The 14,493-nt window shown below is 69.3% G+C and carries 16 protein-coding genes; 2 read left to right on the top strand and 14 right to left on the bottom strand.

What is annotated here, in order from left to right; genetic code table 11:
* Nucleotides 1-287: 287 nt before the first annotated feature.
* The 7 genes from AC069H_RS31515 to AC069H_RS31485 form a co-directional block, all read right to left on the bottom strand.
* Complete coding sequence (locus AC069H_RS31515; RefSeq protein ID WP_478234731.1) at nt 288-1,034, bottom strand: SIR2 family NAD-dependent protein deacylase; 747 nt, start codon at nt 1,032-1,034, stop codon at nt 288-290.
* A gap of 15 nt (nt 1,035-1,049) precedes the next feature.
* Nucleotides 1,050-2,240, bottom strand: coding sequence for a L,D-transpeptidase (locus AC069H_RS31510; RefSeq protein WP_478234730.1), 1,191 nt, complete (start codon nt 2,238-2,240; stop codon nt 1,050-1,052).
* 108 nt (nt 2,241-2,348) lie between these two features.
* Nucleotides 2,349-3,215 carry a patatin-like phospholipase family protein gene (locus AC069H_RS31505; RefSeq protein WP_478234729.1) on the bottom strand — a complete coding sequence of 289 codons (867 nt, stop codon included), beginning with the start codon at nt 3,213-3,215 and terminating at the stop codon, nt 2,349-2,351.
* A gap of 9 nt (nt 3,216-3,224) precedes the next feature.
* Complete coding sequence (locus AC069H_RS31500) at nt 3,225-3,887, bottom strand: DedA family protein (RefSeq protein ID WP_478227278.1); 663 nt, start codon at nt 3,885-3,887, stop codon at nt 3,225-3,227.
* Between the two features lie 61 nt (nt 3,888-3,948).
* The gene (gene lipA, locus AC069H_RS31495) at nt 3,949-4,950 is read right to left on the bottom strand and encodes a lipoyl synthase (protein ID WP_400562947.1); all 1,002 of its coding nucleotides are present in this window, start codon (nt 4,948-4,950) and stop codon (nt 3,949-3,951) included.
* A 37-nt stretch (nt 4,951-4,987) separates the two neighbouring features.
* Nucleotides 4,988-5,944, bottom strand: a complete 957-nt coding sequence (locus tag AC069H_RS31490) for an oxidoreductase (RefSeq protein ID WP_478227277.1) — start codon at nt 5,942-5,944, stop codon at nt 4,988-4,990.
* A gap of 43 nt (nt 5,945-5,987) precedes the next feature.
* Nucleotides 5,988-6,518, bottom strand: a complete 531-nt coding sequence (locus AC069H_RS31485) for a hypothetical protein (RefSeq protein WP_340687468.1) — start codon at nt 6,516-6,518, stop codon at nt 5,988-5,990.
* 132 nt (nt 6,519-6,650) lie between these two features.
* Here AC069H_RS31485 and AC069H_RS31480 point away from each other — a divergent pair, with 132 nt between their 5' ends.
* Both AC069H_RS31480 and AC069H_RS31475 read left to right on the top strand, forming a co-directional pair.
* Nucleotides 6,651-7,268, top strand: a complete 618-nt coding sequence (locus AC069H_RS31480) for a TetR/AcrR family transcriptional regulator (protein ID WP_016336085.1) — start codon at nt 6,651-6,653, stop codon at nt 7,266-7,268.
* Between the two features lie 24 nt (nt 7,269-7,292).
* The gene (locus AC069H_RS31475; RefSeq protein ID WP_478234728.1) at nt 7,293-8,228 is read left to right on the top strand and encodes an LLM class F420-dependent oxidoreductase; all 936 of its coding nucleotides are present in this window, start codon (nt 7,293-7,295) and stop codon (nt 8,226-8,228) included.
* A gap of 63 nt (nt 8,229-8,291) precedes the next feature.
* On the opposite strand, the gene AC069H_RS31470 is transcribed toward AC069H_RS31475, so the two are convergent.
* The 7 genes from AC069H_RS31470 to sucB all read right to left on the bottom strand — a co-directional run bounded on the left by AC069H_RS31470 (nt 8,292) and on the right by sucB (nt 14,488).
* Nucleotides 8,292-8,588, bottom strand: coding sequence for a hypothetical protein (locus AC069H_RS31470; protein WP_478234727.1), 297 nt, complete (start codon nt 8,586-8,588; stop codon nt 8,292-8,294).
* Nucleotides 8,589-8,648: 60 nt separating this feature from the next.
* The gene (gene lipB, locus AC069H_RS31465; protein WP_478234726.1) at nt 8,649-9,392 is read right to left on the bottom strand and encodes a lipoyl(octanoyl) transferase LipB; all 744 of its coding nucleotides are present in this window, start codon (nt 9,390-9,392) and stop codon (nt 8,649-8,651) included.
* Between the two features lie 10 nt (nt 9,393-9,402).
* The gene (locus tag AC069H_RS31460) at nt 9,403-10,017 is read right to left on the bottom strand and encodes a phosphatase PAP2 family protein (RefSeq protein WP_478234725.1); all 615 of its coding nucleotides are present in this window, start codon (nt 10,015-10,017) and stop codon (nt 9,403-9,405) included.
* Nucleotides 10,014-10,898, bottom strand: a complete 885-nt coding sequence (locus tag AC069H_RS31455; protein WP_478234724.1) for a TIGR01777 family oxidoreductase — start codon at nt 10,896-10,898, stop codon at nt 10,014-10,016. Before AC069H_RS31455 ends, AC069H_RS31460 begins: the two co-directional genes overlap by 4 nt.
* Nucleotides 10,899-10,912: 14 nt before the next feature.
* Nucleotides 10,913-11,404, bottom strand: coding sequence for an ArsR/SmtB family transcription factor (locus tag AC069H_RS31450; RefSeq protein WP_478234723.1), 492 nt, complete (start codon nt 11,402-11,404; stop codon nt 10,913-10,915).
* A gap of 21 nt (nt 11,405-11,425) precedes the next feature.
* Nucleotides 11,426-12,508 carry a serine hydrolase gene (locus tag AC069H_RS31445; protein ID WP_478234722.1) on the bottom strand — a complete coding sequence of 361 codons (1,083 nt, stop codon included), beginning with the start codon at nt 12,506-12,508 and terminating at the stop codon, nt 11,426-11,428.
* Nucleotides 12,509-12,706: 198 nt separating this feature from the next.
* Entirely contained in the window at nt 12,707-14,488 is a 1,782-nt protein-coding gene (gene sucB / locus AC069H_RS31440; RefSeq protein ID WP_478234721.1) for a 2-oxoglutarate dehydrogenase, E2 component, dihydrolipoamide succinyltransferase, read from the bottom strand.
* Nucleotides 14,489-14,493 lie beyond the last annotated feature (5 nt).

The raw sequence follows: 14,493 nt of genomic DNA, 5'->3' as shown, positions 1-14,493 counted from the left end.
ATTGATAAAAGGTCCAGGCCCCGGTCGAGAACCACGAGTTCTCCCGGGGCCTGGACCCTTTTTCATACCCGAAACCCGTCACACCCGTGCCTGAAGCCGTGACACGCGTGCCTGAACCCGGAACACACGAGTTCCGGGTTCAGGCACGCGAGATACGGATTCAGGCACGCGAGATACGGGTTCACGCACGTGAGATACGGATTCAGGCATGTGAAGGACTGGGTTGGGCACGTGAGGGAGGGGGCAGGGCGCGTGAGAAGCGGGGCGGGCCGGACGCATTTAGAGGACTAAATGCGGGAGGGGGCGAGGGCCGGGAGGGTTTCGCTGAGTGGGCCGCGGACGACGGCAGTGGCCATGGAGTCGTAGGGCGTTTCGGAGCCGTTGCAGATCACGACGGCGGATCCGGACCGTGAAGCGACACTCACCAGCGAGGCGGCCGGCTGTACCCGTAGCGAGGACCCGGCCACCAGCAGGAGGTCGCTGTCGGAGACGGCGGTCCGCGCGGCCCGGAGCAGGTCCTGCTCCAGGTGCTGGCCGAACGAGACGGTGGCCGACTTGAGGATGCCGCCGCACACCAGACAGGTCGGATCGGTCTCGCCCGCTCGGACCCGCTCCAGTGTCGAGCGCATGTCCCGGTGGTCGTCACAGGACAGGCAGACGGACTCGAACATCGTCCCGTGAAGTTCCAGCACCCGCTCGGGCGGCGAGCCCGCCTTCTGATGGAGCCGGTCGATGTTCTGGGTGATGATCCGCGTCGGCGACAGGCGCTCGAGCGCGTAGTGCGCGGCATTCGGTGTCGCGTCCCAGCCGGGGTGCACCAGCCGCGCCTGCCAGGTCCGCTCACGGACCTCACGGCTGCCTTGGTACGCCTTGAGGTTCGACATCTTCTCCGCGGCCGGGTCGCGGGTCCACAGGCCCTGCGGGCCGCGGAAGTCGGGAATCCCCGAATCCGTGGAGATCCCGGCGCCGGTCAGTACGACGACCCGGCCGGCGCCGGCCACGAGTGAGCGGGCGGTGCTCAGGGTGCTGGCCACCGGCCCATCATGCCTCTACTTGAGCGCGCTGCCCGCCTGCCAGTCCGCCCACGACTTGGACCAGTCGCCGTAGAGGTCCCATACCGGCAGCTGCGGGCCGCCGGAGTTGGTCACCTCGACGACGTCGCCGAGCCCCATGTTCTGGTAGAACCACTGGGCGTTGGCGGCGTTGAGGTTGATGCAGCCGTGCGACACGTTGGAGCTGCCCTGCGCGCCGACACTGTTCGGGTTCTCGTGGACGAACTCGCCGTCGTTGGAGATCCGCAGCGACCACTTCTCGTTCGCCTTGTAGTACCCCGGCTGGCCCTGGCAGACGCCGTAGGTGCACGAGTCCATCACGTAATTCTCGTGTTTGTCCGAAATGACGTGTGCACCCAAATGCGTGGGTGTGGCGTCCTTGCCCATGGAAATGGGCATCGATTTCGCCAGTTGACCGTTATGGAAGACCTGCATCTGTTCGGTGTTGCCGTCGGCTTTCGCGACCCACGAATCGTGCACTTTGTACGTTTCGGTGCGATCGGTCGCACCGTAGACGCCATTGCCGAAATCGACGCCGTAGATCATCGCCGAAACCTTGAGCGTCGTCCCCGGCTGCCAGTACTCCTTGGGGCGGTAGTGGACGTTCTTGTCGTCGATCCAGTACCAGGAGCCCTCCTGCTTCGGCGTGGACTCCACGGACAGCTTCTTCTCGACCTCGGCCTTGTTCTTCACCGGCTGGCCGAAGGCGAACACGATCGGCTGCCCGACGCCGACGCCGGCGGACGCCACCGCCGAGGGGGCCGGGATGAGGTTCGGGTTCGCCTGCTGCTTCGGACTCAGCGTGGAGACCCTGCTCTGCTGCTCGACGGGCTTCCCGTCGGCGCCCTGGGCATGCGCCACGATCTTGTAGGTGCTGCCGTAGCCGAGCGGTTCGGTGGTCTTCCAGCTGAGCCCGTCGCTCGCCAGCTCGCCCTTCACCTGCTTGCCCTTGTCGGCGTTGGTGACGGTGACGTCGATCAGCTTGCCGTGCTCGGCCTTGACCGCCACCGGGGTCGCCGGATTGACGTTCGCCCCGCCTGCCGGATCGATGGTCACCGAAACCGGGCTCGTGGCCGGCTCGGCGCCGGTGCCGGGCGAATTGGTGCCGCCCGAGGGCGAGCAGGACGAGATCAGCACTACCGCGGCGAGTATTCCGGCCGTCGAAAGTAATGTCTTCTTGGGAAACATAGGGTTCTCTCTTTAAATGTAACCAGTTACGTCGCTCGATCCGCGGAATGTTCTCTCTTTCAAAACTACGCGACGAAGAAGACGTGATCGATGCCGGTCGGTTGCTCGTCACGCCACGACGAGACCAGGGGCACCATAAAGACCGGGGCCATCGACACTCAATTCGCCCAAATAGGTCTTCGCGGCCTCATAAGCCTCGGCGGTGAGTGTCGTGGTGTGGCTGAAGTCCAGCGGGCTGACCCGCACCGGCTTCGGCCCGGGCACGTACACCACGGGCACTTCGGCCGCGGCGATCGGCGCCTCCAGGACCGCCTGGTTCCGCATGCTGATCATCGCGGTGAACATCAGCACCTCGGCGAAGGTCTGCGGAGTGCCGGGCATCTTGCCGGGGAAGGCGCAGTCGAGGACGACGAGCGATTTCGCGCCCATGGCGAGCGCCTGGCGCATCGGCACGTTCGCGACCAGTCCGCCGTCGTAGAGCATGCGCTCCCCGAGCGGCACCGGCGGATAGATTCCCGGAATCGCGCAGCTGGCCAGCAGGGGTGCCAGAACGGGTCCTGTGCGGATGAGCAGCGGCTCGGCGGTGTCGACGTCCGTCGCGACGACACCCAACGGCAGCGCGAGATCCTCGAACCGGGCGCCCTCGCCGATGTGCTCGTCGACGATCGCGGCGAGACCGGTGTTGGGGAACAGGTTGGTCTTGCTGTGCCGGAGCGTCCGCACCTGGCTGAGCACGCCACCGGGGAACGCCTCGTGCCGTGTCATCCGGGACCAGATCCGGTCCAGCCGGTCACCCGATTCATCCCCGAGTGCGAGCACGGCGGCGTTCAGCGAACCCACCGAGGTGCCGACGACGAGGTCCGGGGTGATCCCGGCTTCGGTCAGGGCACGCAGCATCCCGACCTGCATGGCACCGAGACTGCCGCCGCCACCGAGGACGAAACCGATGGGCTGGGGCAGGTTCAGGGCGGCCATGCCCGGAATCTAGTCCTCCGCGCCGACCTTCGCCGGGGTGGCTTCCTCGGCTGTGACGCCGAGCGCCTTCTTCTTTTTGTAGCGCAGCAGGAAGAACACCGCGACGCCGACGAGGACGCCGACGATCACCAGGCCGCCGGTGTTGAGCGCGCCTTCGACCTTCTTGGCGGCCTCGCCGAGAGCGGCGCCGATGCCGATGTGGATGGCCGACCAGCAGGCCGCGCCCGCCGCGGCGGCGGGCAGGAACTTGCGGAAGGGCAGGCCCGACGTGCCCGACGCCGCCGGAGTCAGCGTGCGGATCACCGGGAGGAACCGCGCGAAGAACACCGCCCACGCGCCTCGCCGTTCGAGCACCCCCGTCGCCTTGTCCCAGGCGTCGAGGCCGTACTTGCGGATCAGTTTCGTCTCGCGCAGACGCGGACCGAAGCGTTTGCCGATCGCGTAGCCGAGCGAGTCGCCGAGTGCGGCGCAGACCGTCACGACGGCCCACAGGGTCAGGAAGCGGGAGACCGACGTCGCCGTCGTGGCCGCGACCAGCAGCCCCGATTCACCGGGGGCGATGAAGCCGAGCCCGATGGTGCACTCGGCGAACACCAATCCGCCGGTCGCCGCGACCAACCCCGGTTCCGGGAGACTCTGCAGCCAGTTCAGAAGATCAGTTACCAACGCCACCAGGTCACTTTACTGATTCGTGACCTGGTGGGTGGCGATGTCGCGAAGAGGGTGACCGGAGTCACCTGGCCAGCAGCGAGCTGGCTTCCTGCGCGGCCGGCCCTTCGGCGGCGAGATGGGCCAAGTTCTCCGACAGCGGCTCTCCACGGTGGGCCTTCGTCTGGGCGAACAGCCGCCCGGCGCGGTACGAGGAACGGACGAGCGGCCCGGCCATCACGCCGGCGAAGCCCATCGCCTCGGCGGCGTTCGAGTGCTCGACGAACTCTTCGGGCTTGACCCACCGGTCCACCGGGTGGTGCCGGGGCGAGGGGCGCAGGTACTGGGTGATCGTCAGGATCTCGCAGCCGGCGTCGACCAGGTCCTTCATCGCGGGCGCGACCTCTTCCGGGGTCTCGCCCATGCCGAGGATCAGGTTCGACTTCGTCACCAGACCGGCCTCACGAGCACGCGTGATCACTTCGAGCGACCGCGCGTAGCGGAAGCCCGGCCGGATCCGCTTGAAGATGCGCGGCACCGTCTCGACGTTGTGCGCGAGCACCTCGGGGCGGGAGCCGAAGACTTCGGCGAGCTGGTCCGGGTCGGCGTTGAAATCCGGGATCAGCAGCTCGACGCCCGTGCCCGGGTTCAACGCGTGGATCTGGCGAACGGTCTCCGCGTACAGCCACGCGCCGCCGTCTTCGAGATCGTCACGCGCGACGCCGGTGACAGTCGAGTACCGCAGGCCCATCGCCTGGACGCTCTCGGCGACCTTGCGCGGCTCGGTGCGGTCCAGCTCGGCGGGCTTGCCGGTGTCGATCTGGCAGAAGTCGCAACGCCGGGTGCACTGGTCCCCGCCGATCAGGAACGTGGCCTCACGGTCTTCCCAGCATTCGTAGATGTTGGGACAGCCTGCTTCTTCGCAGACGGTGTGGAGGCCTTCACGGCGCACCAGGCCTTTGAGTTCGGTGAACTCCGGACCCATCCGGGCGCGCGTCTTGATCCAAGACGGCTTCTTTTCGATGGGAGTCTGGGAATTCCGGACCTCGAGCCGCAACAGCTTGCGGCCATCTGGGGCAGCACTCACACCGCCACCCTACGCCCGCCGGAGTAGTGGCCGCCGCTCACGCGGGGTCGGGGGTGACGCCCGTCAACTTGGTGGTCACGTCCCACAACGCGGCGCCCAGCGACTCGCTCCTCGCGGCGGCCAAAGGACGCACCTTGACCGGCGCGCCGCGAAGCCCGCCGAGCCCGCGCGGGCCGATGTAATCGCCGCCTTCGGCCTCGGGGGAAGTCGCCGCGAACAGCTGCGGGAGCGTGCCCTGGCGGGCGTTCTGCGCGATGAAGATCTCGCCGATCCGGTTGCCGCCGGCGACGAGCGCGCGCACCACGGGGTTGCGGTAAGAGCGGGCCATCCCCGAACCGAGCCCGGTCCACGTGTAGCCAGGATGCGCCGCCACGCTGATGACGTCGTCGCCCGCGGCGCGCAGCCTGCGGTCCAGTTCGAGCGCGAACACCTGATTGGAGAGTTTCGACTGGCCGTAGGCCGAGCCGGGGTTGTACATCCGGCGCTCGAAGTTCGGGTCGGCGATGTCGATGCGTGCGCCCGTCGCCGCGACACTCGACAAGGTGACGACACGCGCTCCGGAGCCGTTCCGCAGGGACGGCATCAGCAGCCAGGTCAGCACCGCGTGCCCGAGATGGTTAGTGCCGAACTGGGTCTCGAAGCCGTCCTTGGTGTGGCCTCGCGGGGTCGCCATGACTCCCGCGTTGTTGACCAGGACGTCGAGCTTGCCGCCCGTGAGTTCCTGGACCTTCTTCGCGGCTTCGCGGACCGAGTCGATGTCGGCGAGGTCCAGCCGGACGAGTTCGGGCGCTTCCCCGGTCGCGGCCGTGCGCACCTGGTCCAGTGCCTTGGCGCCGCGCTCCGGTGATCGGCAGCCGAGCAGCACGCGGGCCCCCTTGCCCGCGAGCACCTCGGACATACGCAGCCCGAGCCCCGAGTTCGCCCCCGTGACGAACACGGTCCGGCCGGTCTGATCCGGGATGTCGGCCTCGGTCCAGCGCGCGTGAGCAGCCATGCCGGTCACCTAACTACATCGTCGCCTGTGCCGCTACGCCAGGTCAGGCGCTCGGCGCGAGCAACCGGAGCAGGTGACCCATGGGGCTGCGGCGGCGGGCGGGCTTCGCGTGCCGTCCGTGCCGGAGCAGGGTGGCGAACGCGCTGCCGACCTTGGTGATCTCTTCGGCCGGTTCGTTGCCGTCGGCCAGCCCCGCCGTCAGCGCGAGGGTGCGCAGTTCGGCTTCGTGCGACGGGATCAGCGCGGGGCACCGTTCGAGGGCCGCGTCGAGAACGGCGCGGAGGGTCTCGTGCTCGGCCGTGGCGCTGTTCCAGGCGCGGGTGACGGCTTCGACCCGGTCGAGCGCGAGATCCTGGTCGGCGTAGTCCGGATCGGTCATCTCGGCGCGGAGACGACCTGCGAGCACCTGGTTCCACTTGTACCGAAGCGCGACCAGAAGCTCTTCCTCGGTCGCGAAGTACTGGGTGGCGCCAGGGATTTCTTCGAGTGAGATCGCGTCGGACGGGTGGTGACCCGCCTGGCGCAGTGCGGCTTCGAGGATGTCGCGCCGCCGGTAGAAGTCGTTCCAGCTCATGATGTGGGCTCCCCTCCGTGACCCGGTTCATACCGCAGGTTTGCGGCATACTCCCGGTACGGACCTGACAGCAGTCAACATACCATGGGTATGGAGTGGGACCGGCGGCGTAAAGTTGTGAAGGTGGCGACAATGAGGTCAAGGCGGCTGGACTATTCCGAGTCCACCCGGTCGGCACTCGTCGAGAGTGCCGTGGAGCTGTTCACCAAACGCGGGTACGCCGGCACGTCTCTCGACGAGATCGCCAAACGGGCCAGGGTGACGAAGGGTGCGCTCTACCACCATTTCAGCGGGAAGCAGGCGCTGTTCGAGGCCGCCTTCGACACGGTCGAGAGCCAGGTCTTCGACCGGCTCGAGAAGATCATGAACGGCCCGGCCTCGCCGTGGGAGCGGGCGCTCGCCGGGCTGCGCGGTTTCCTGCAGAGCTGCCTCGACCCGGCATACCAGCGCATCGCGATCCACGAGGCGCCGGTGGTGATGGGCTGGGAACGCTGGCGCGAGGCCGAGGAGCGGTGCAGCTTCGGCCTGGTCCGCACCGGGATCCAGTCGCTCATCGAGGTCGGCGAGGTCGACGACGTCCCGGTGGACGTCACCGCGCGGCTGCTGTTCGGCGCGCTGTCGAGCGCCGCCATCGAGATCGCGAGCTCGCCGGAGCCGAAGAAGGTCAGCGCCCAGGTCGAGGAGGTCCTGGTGCGGCTGCTCGTCGGATTCCGCCGTGTCCCGCCCGCCGAGCACGGGAAAGCGAGCTGACCGCGCCCTGGCTAGGGTGGCGGCGTGGACCTCAGGATCTTTACCGAGCCCCAGCAGGGGGCCAGTTACGAAGACCTGCTCCGGGTGGCCAAGGCCACCGAGGACGCGGGCTACGACGCCTTCTTCCGCAGCGATCACTACCTGAAGATGGGCTCGGCGACCGGGCTGCCGGGGCCGACCGACGCGTGGATCACCCTCGCGGGTCTCGCCCGTGAGACCCGCCGCGTGCGGCTGGGAACCCTCGTCACCGCCGCCACCTTCCGGCATCCGTCGGTGCTCGCGATCTCGGTCGCGCAGGTGGACCAGATGTCGGGCGGCCGCGTCGAGCTCGGCCTCGGTTCCGGCTGGTACGACGACGAGCACACCGCGTACGGCCTCGACCTGCCGCCGATGAAGGTGCGCTTCGACCGCTACGCCGAGCAGCTCGCCGTCGTCACCGGGCTGTGGGAGACGCCGGAGGGGGAGACGTTCTCCTTCGACGGCGAGCACTACAAGCTCGTCGACTCGCCGGGCCTGCCGAAGCCGGCGCAGCGGCCCCGGCCGCCGGTGATCATCGGCGGTGGCGGCAAGAAGCGCACCCCGGCGCTCGCAGCGCGTTACGCGGACGAGTTCAACCTGCCGTTCGTGGGCCCGGACGTCGCCGCGGCGCAGTTCGGCCGCGTCGACGACGCCGCCCGCGAGATCGGCCGCGACCCCAAGGAGATCATCCGCTCGGCCGCGCTCGTCGTCGCCGTGGGCCGTGACGACGCCGAGGTCGCCAAGCGCGCCGGCGTGCTGGGCCGCGAAGTCTCCGAGCTGCGGGAGAACGGGCTCGCGGGGACGCCGTCGGAGGTCGTCGAGAAGGTCGGGCAGTGGCGGGAGAAGACCGGGATCACCCGGCTCTACCTGCAGTTGCTGGACCTCTCGGATCTGGACCAGATCGAGCTGATCGCTTCCGAGGTCGCACCTCAGCTGGACTGAAGTACATGAAGGCCCCCTTCCTTGCGCCAGGCGCAAGGAAGGGGGCCTTCATGTACTGGCGGGTCACTGAATGTCGACGCCGATGTCCAGGATCTTCGCCGGCCAGGTGATGGTGAGGCGGGACTCCGCCCCGTGGACCGCCCATTCGCCCACCGCGTTGCCGCAGACCGGGCTGCAGTTGTACGCGGTGACCCGGTACATGCGGTCGCCATACGCGGTACAGCTGGCCCAGGCGTACTTCGCCCCGTCGTGCCCGCCGGTGCAGCCGGGCGGCGGCGTGGCCGACGCCGCACCCGGCAGGCTCACCGAAGCGGCGACCGCGATACCGGCCGTCACGAGAACGCGCGAAAACTTGCGCATGACTTCCTCCAGTACGACCACCGGCGTTTCCGGCGGTCGTACCGGTGATCTTCGCAGAGGTCAGTTCTGCAGAGCGAAAGTGACGCCAGGGGCCGCGGGTGCCTCGGGGCGCGGCAGCCAGCGCTCGTCGCTCACCGGCAGGTCGCCTTCCAGTGCCGCGAGCACGGCTTCGCGCGCCATCGGCAGCACCGACGCCACGGTGACCTCGCGGTCGAGCTCGTAGGAAAGCGACGTCACGCCCGCGTCCCGGATGCCGCACGGGACGATCTTGTCGAAGGCGCCCAGGTCGGCGTTGCAGTTCAGCTCGAAACCGTGCATGGTCACGCCGCGCTGGACGCGGATGCCGATCGCGGCGATCTTCCGCTCCGGGCCGCGGTCATCGGCGGGGATCCAGACGCCGCTGCGGCCCTCGACCCGGCCGGTGTGCACGCCGAGCTGATCGCAGACGGTGATCAGTGCCTCTTCGAGACGCCGCACGTAGTGCACGACGTCGATCGGGTCGGCGAGTTTGATGATCGGGTAGCCGACCAGCTGGCCCGGCCCGTGCCAGGTGATCTTGCCGCCGCGATCGACGTCGATCACCGGGGTGCCGTCGGTCGGCCTGTCCTCGGCTTCCGTGCGCTTGCCCGCGGTGTACACCGACGGGTGCTCCAGCAGCAGCATGGTGTCCGGGCCATCACCGTCGGCACGGGCTGTCACGTGCTTTCGCTGGAGTTCCCAGGCTTCGGTGTAGTCGATCGTCCCGATCTCGCGGACGTCGACGGGCTCGGCGGAGGCGCGGCATGACGTGGTCGAAGAGCTCACGTCAGCGACACTACGCCGGGTCTTTCGGCAGGGGGAGCAGGCCCAGCCCGGCCGCCGCGATCAGGCCGACGCCACCCACCGCGAGCACGGATCCCGCGGTGTCGGTCAGCCAGTGCACGCCCAGGACGATGCGGCAGAGTGCGCCGGCCACCGTCGCCGCGGCGGCGACCGTGATCGCCAGGCGCGCGAGGTGCGGACGGGTCCAAGCGCACAGCAGTACCGCGACGAACCCGGTGCACGCGACGGCGACCACGTGCCCGCTCGGATAGCTCAGATCGGGGAATTCGCGCGGCCGCTCGCGGTAGAAGGCCGGTTTCCCGATCAGGCTGGTCATCCGGCACAGCAGCAGGACGACGGCGAGTTTGACGCACAACGCGGTCAGGTCCCGGCGGCGCCAGGCGAGTACCACCAGCACCGCGCCCAGCACGAACGGCAGGACCGGGCCGAGGACGTTCGTGACCAGGCCCGCCACCTGACCGGCGGGCCGGGTGTGCTGACCGCGGAACGCGTCGGCGAGCGCGACGTCCACCGGCGGCGGACGCTCGTCGACGGACAGCCCGAGGAGGACGAAACCGATCAGCAGGACGGACCCGGCGAGGGTGTACAGACCGCGCCGCACGGTCATGTCGCGGCGGCCAGCGCGTCCTCGAGGGTCGGATGGCGGAACGCGTAGCCCGCCTCCTCCAGTACACGCGGCAGGGCGCGCTGCCCGAACAGCGCCATCTCCTCGGCCGCCTGCCCGAGGGCGAACTTCATGGCGAAACCGGGTACCTGCCAGATCGCCGGCCGGTGCACGGCGCGGCCCAAGGCCTTCGTGAAGGCGGCGTTCGTGGCGGGCTGCGGTCCGGAGAGGTTGACCGGGCCGGACAGCGATTCGTTCTCCAGCGCGAAAACGATCGCGCCGACCTCGTCGTCGAGCGAGATCCACGGCATGTATTGCTTGCCGTCACCGAGTTTTCCGCCGAGCCCCAGGCGGAAAAGCGGTCGCAGGACATCCAGGAGCCCGCCTTCGCGCGCGAGCACCAGCCCGGTGCGGATACGCACGACCCGGGCACCGGCGGTGGCCGCGGTCTCGGTGGCGTCTTCCCACGCGGTGCAGAGCCCGGCGAGGAAACCGCGTCCGACCGGGCTCGTTTCGTCCACAAGGGACGGACCGGCGTCGCCGTAGTAGCCGACGGCGGAAGCGTTGACCAGCACGGGGATCCCGTGTTCGGCGACGGCTTCCGCGAGGACCTCCGTCGGTTCGACCCGGCTGTCGAGGAGGACCTGTTTGCGGGCCGCGCTCCAGCGCCCCGGGAGCAAGGGCGCTCCCGCGAGGTTCACGACGGCGTCGACCCCGTCGAGCGCGCCGTCCGCGATCTCGCCGGCGGGGGGATCCCAGCGGCGTTCGTCGGCCGCCCGCTCCTCCCGGCGGACGAGACGGACCACTTCGTGCCCGGAACGGCGTAACCGTGTCGTGAGGGAGGCGCCGATCAGCCCGCTCGCGCCCGCGATCAGAACTCGCATGATCCGATCGTGTCCTATCCGCGATCCGGGCGCACGCTCAGGTTCTTCAGTTGCCCGGCGACGTCGGACGCGGCGGTGAGCAGCACCAGCACCGGGATCGTCGCGGCGGGCCGGAGCCGGTAACTGCCGCGTTTGTCCTGCTCGACGATTCCGGCGCCGGTCAGCGCTTTGAGGTGGTGGTACAGCTGGCCCGGCGATCCGAGTTCGGCGGCCTCCTGAAGGGTGGGCGCGGTCTGCGCGCCCTTTTCGGCCAGCGTCCGCACCAGTGCCACCCGTGCGGTGCTGGACAGGGCCGCGAGCACTTCGACCCGCGGCCCGTCCGCGAGCGCCAGCATCGGGCCGGGCGTGACGTTGATCGCCCAGCTCAGTTCGAACGGCTCGGTCAGCTCGCCCTGATAGCCGACCAGCCCGCCAGGGCCTGTCACCGGTTCGGCCTGCTGCTCGCCTTCAAGCGCGGCGACCCGTGCTTCGAGTGCGGCGATCCGGTCGGCGAGCTCAGCGTCCATACCGGTTATCTATACCGTCGATCAGCGGAGCGCTCGTTCCAGGGCGGTGAACCGGGCCGGGTCGGACAGCGCCGCGAGTACGAGTTCGATGAGCGGCAGGGCGTTCTGCATGTCCTGGTCGCTCACGCCGGTGAGCAGGACGGCCGCCGTGCCCGAACGCCCGCCCGGCCAGCGGACGGAAAGCCCGAGGGTCAGTGAACGCGGCAGGCTTCCGCCCTTGAAGAGCACTTCGTTCGCTCCGGGCGGTACGCGGTCCGCGAGCGGCTTCGCGAGGATCTCGCGCGCGGGTGCGTACATGCCCTTCGCGATGCTGCGGTGAAGCGTGAACAGATCCGACGCCGAGCCCTGGCCGTGCCCCTTGATCCACGGCCATTGAGCGTCGGAGGTGCCCGGCATGTCGGGCCAGCGTATGAAAGCTTCGGCGCGGAACCCCGGATCGCGCACGAACCGGCGCGCGACCGCGTCACCCATCGCCCGCCGGACGGCGACCGGGCTGCCGGGTGGGGGCCCGTACTCCGGCATCATCAGCATCAGGACCTCGCCGCCGAGAGATCGGGTGTCCGGCCGGAACCAGCCGCCCCGCGCCGCCGCCCGCTGGAGGGCGGGGTCGCCGAGGCGGACACGGAGATAGTCCGTGGCGGCGTTGTCGCTGAAAAGGATCATCGCTTCGGCGAGCCTCGCCAGGGGGACACGCTGCTCGGGATCCTTGGCGATGCCGTACTCGTCGCAAGGGACGCCCAGCCAGTTGAGCGCCTGGAAATGCGCGCGGCCGTCGGCGACGAAGGGATGGTGGGCGTCCCAGTCGCCCACCCGGATCTGTTCCTTCGGGTCGAGCCTGCCCTCGGCGACCGCGACGGCGTACGCGCTGAGATGCACGACCTTGACCGACGAGGCCAGAACGCGCCGGACGTCGGCGTCGCGCGCGGCGCGGCGGCCCGCGCCGTCGTCGATCAGGACGGAGACATCGCTTCGATGGGTGGCGATCCAGTCGAGCCAACCCTGTTCGGTCTTCGTGTCCGGCTGGGCCGCGGTCGCGGTTCCCGGTAGCAGCAACGCGGCCGATCCCGCGGCGGCACCGGCCAGCAGATGGCGTCTGGTCAGCATGGGCGGCTCCCTCCTCTTGTTTTCCGTAATTCCGGAATACTAGAGTTCCGGCTGCCTGTCAAACCCTCGCGTTCAGTCCTCTGAATGCGGTGGTTCGCGATGCCAACTACCGCATCGAGAGGACTAAATGCGGGAGAAAAGAGGAAGGCCCCCGCCCCGCCGAAGCGGAGCGAGGGCCTTTCACGGACTACCGGAGGATCAGAGACCGAGCTCGTCCTCGAAGTTGCCCTCTTCCAGACGCTGCTTGATCGTGGTGACGAAGCGGCCCGCGTCGGCCCCGTCCACCAGGCGGTGGTCGTAGGTCAGCGGCAGGAACGCCATCGACCGGACGGCGATCGTGTCGTTGCCGTCGGCGTCCGCGATCACGACCGGGCGCTTCACGACCGCGCCGGTCCCGAGCATGCCGGACTGCGGCTGCACGATGATCGGCGTGTCGAACAGGGCGCCGTTGGAGCCGATGTTCGTGATCGTGAAGGTGCCGCCCGACAGCTCGTCCGGCTTGATCTGGCCCGAACGCGCGCGGCCCGCCAGGTCTGCGATGCGGTGCGCGAGACCGGCGAGGCTGAGCTCACCCGCGTCGTGGATGACCACCGACAGCAGACCCTTTTCGGTGTCCACCGCGATCCCCAGGTGCACCGCACCGTGGTAAGTGATCTCCTTCGTGTCCTCGTTGTAGGACGCGTTGACGTTCGGGTGCTGCTTGAGCGCCTCGACGGTGGCCTTCGCGAAGAACGGCAGGAACGTCAGGTTGACGCCCTCGCGCTCCTTGAAGGCCGCCTTCGCCCGCTGGCGGAGCTTGGCGATCTTCGTGACGTCCACCTCGTGGACCTGCGTGAGCTGCGCGGAAACCTGCAGCGACTCGCGGGTCTTCGTGGCGGTGATCTGGCGGATCCGGCTGGCCTTCTGGACGGTGCCGCGCAGGGCCGCGAGCTCCGGCGAAACCGCGGCCTTGCGCGGAGCCGACGGGGCGGCGGCGGGAGCCGGGGCGGCGGCAGCGGGCTGCGCGGCGGGAGCCGGGGCGGCCTTCTGCTTGGCCTCGGCGGCCGCGAGCACGTCCTGCTTGCGGATGCGGCCACCGACACCGCTGCCGGTCAGCGACGACAGATCGATGCCGTGCTCCGAAGCGAGCTTGCGGACCAGCGGCGTCACGTACGGCGCGTTGTCCGAGCCGTTGTCGCTGCTCGCCGCCGGCTTCGGGGCCTCGGCCTTGGGAGCCGGGGCGGCCTGAGGAGCCGGGGCGGGCTTCGGCGCGGGAGCCGCTTCGGCCTTGGGCTCGGGCTTCGGTTCCGGCTTCGGCTCGGGCTTGGGTTCCGGCTTGGGCTCGGGCTTGGGTTCCGGCTTGGGCTCGGCCTTCGGGGCCGGGGCGGAACCGGCGGCCCCGATCACCGCGAGCACACCGCCGACCTCGACGGTCTCGTCCTCACCGGCGCGGATCTCCAGCACGGTGCCGGCGACCGGGGACGGGACCTCGGTGTCGACCTTGTCCGTGGAGATCTCGAGCAACGGCTCGTCGACCTCGACGCTCTCGCCGACCTGCTTGAGCCACCGGGTGACCGTGCCCTCGGTGACGCTCTCGCCCAGCTCGGGCAGCTTCACCTCGGTGCCTTCGCCGCCCGAAGCCGGCGCGGTGTCCGGCTGGGACGGCGCGGAGGCCTCCTCCTTCGCGGGCTCCGGCTCCGGCTCGGGCTGCGCCTCTTCGGCGGCCGGCTCGGCGGAACCGGAGGACTCCGGCACCCCGCCGGTCCCGTCGTCGATGACGGCGAGCACACCGCCGACCTCGACGGTCTCGTCCTCCTGAGCGCTGATCTTCACGACCTTGCCGGCGACCGGGGACGGGACCTCGGTGTCGACCTTGTCCGTGGAGATCTCGAGCAACGGCTCGTCGACCTCGACGGTGTCGCCCTCCTGCTTCAACCACCGGGTGACGGTGCCCTCGGTGACGCTCTCACCGAGCTCCGGCAACGTGACGGAGTAGGCCATCGTTC

This window comes from Amycolatopsis sp. NPDC043887 (genome assembly GCF_056435665.1).
The sequence above is the reverse complement of the archived record's forward strand: the minus strand, read 5'-3'. Positions and strand labels throughout refer to the sequence as shown.

Excerpts from the sequence above, each read along its gene's own strand:
- AC069H_RS31450 (WP_478234723.1), bottom strand. The coding sequence starts at position 11,404 with ATGGACGCTGAGCTCGCCGACCGGATCGCCGCACTCGAAGCACGGGTC.
- AC069H_RS31445 (WP_478234722.1), bottom strand. The coding sequence starts at position 12,508 with ATGCTGACCAGACGCCATCTGCTGGCCGGTGCCGCCGCGGGATCGGCC.
- AC069H_RS31505 (WP_478234729.1), bottom strand. The coding sequence starts at position 3,215 with ATGGCCGCCCTGAACCTGCCCCAGCCCATCGGTTTCGTCCTCGGTGGC.
- AC069H_RS31485 (WP_340687468.1), bottom strand. The coding sequence starts at position 6,518 with ATGAGCTGGAACGACTTCTACCGGCGGCGCGACATCCTCGAAGCCGCA.
- AC069H_RS31480 (WP_016336085.1), top strand. The coding sequence starts at position 6,651 with ATGAGGTCAAGGCGGCTGGACTATTCCGAGTCCACCCGGTCGGCACTC.
- AC069H_RS31510 (WP_478234730.1), bottom strand. The coding sequence starts at position 2,240 with ATGTTTCCCAAGAAGACATTACTTTCGACGGCCGGAATACTCGCCGCG.
- AC069H_RS31470 (WP_478234727.1), bottom strand. The coding sequence starts at position 8,588 with ATGCGCAAGTTTTCGCGCGTTCTCGTGACGGCCGGTATCGCGGTCGCC.
- sucB (WP_478234721.1), bottom strand. The coding sequence starts at position 14,488 with ATGGCCTACTCCGTCACGTTGCCGGAGCTCGGTGAGAGCGTCACCGAG.
- AC069H_RS31490 (WP_478227277.1), bottom strand. The coding sequence starts at position 5,944 with ATGGCTGCTCACGCGCGCTGGACCGAGGCCGACATCCCGGATCAGACC.
- AC069H_RS31455 (WP_478234724.1), bottom strand. The coding sequence starts at position 10,898 with ATGCGAGTTCTGATCGCGGGCGCGAGCGGGCTGATCGGCGCCTCCCTC.
- AC069H_RS31460 (WP_478234725.1), bottom strand. The coding sequence starts at position 10,017 with ATGACCGTGCGGCGCGGTCTGTACACCCTCGCCGGGTCCGTCCTGCTG.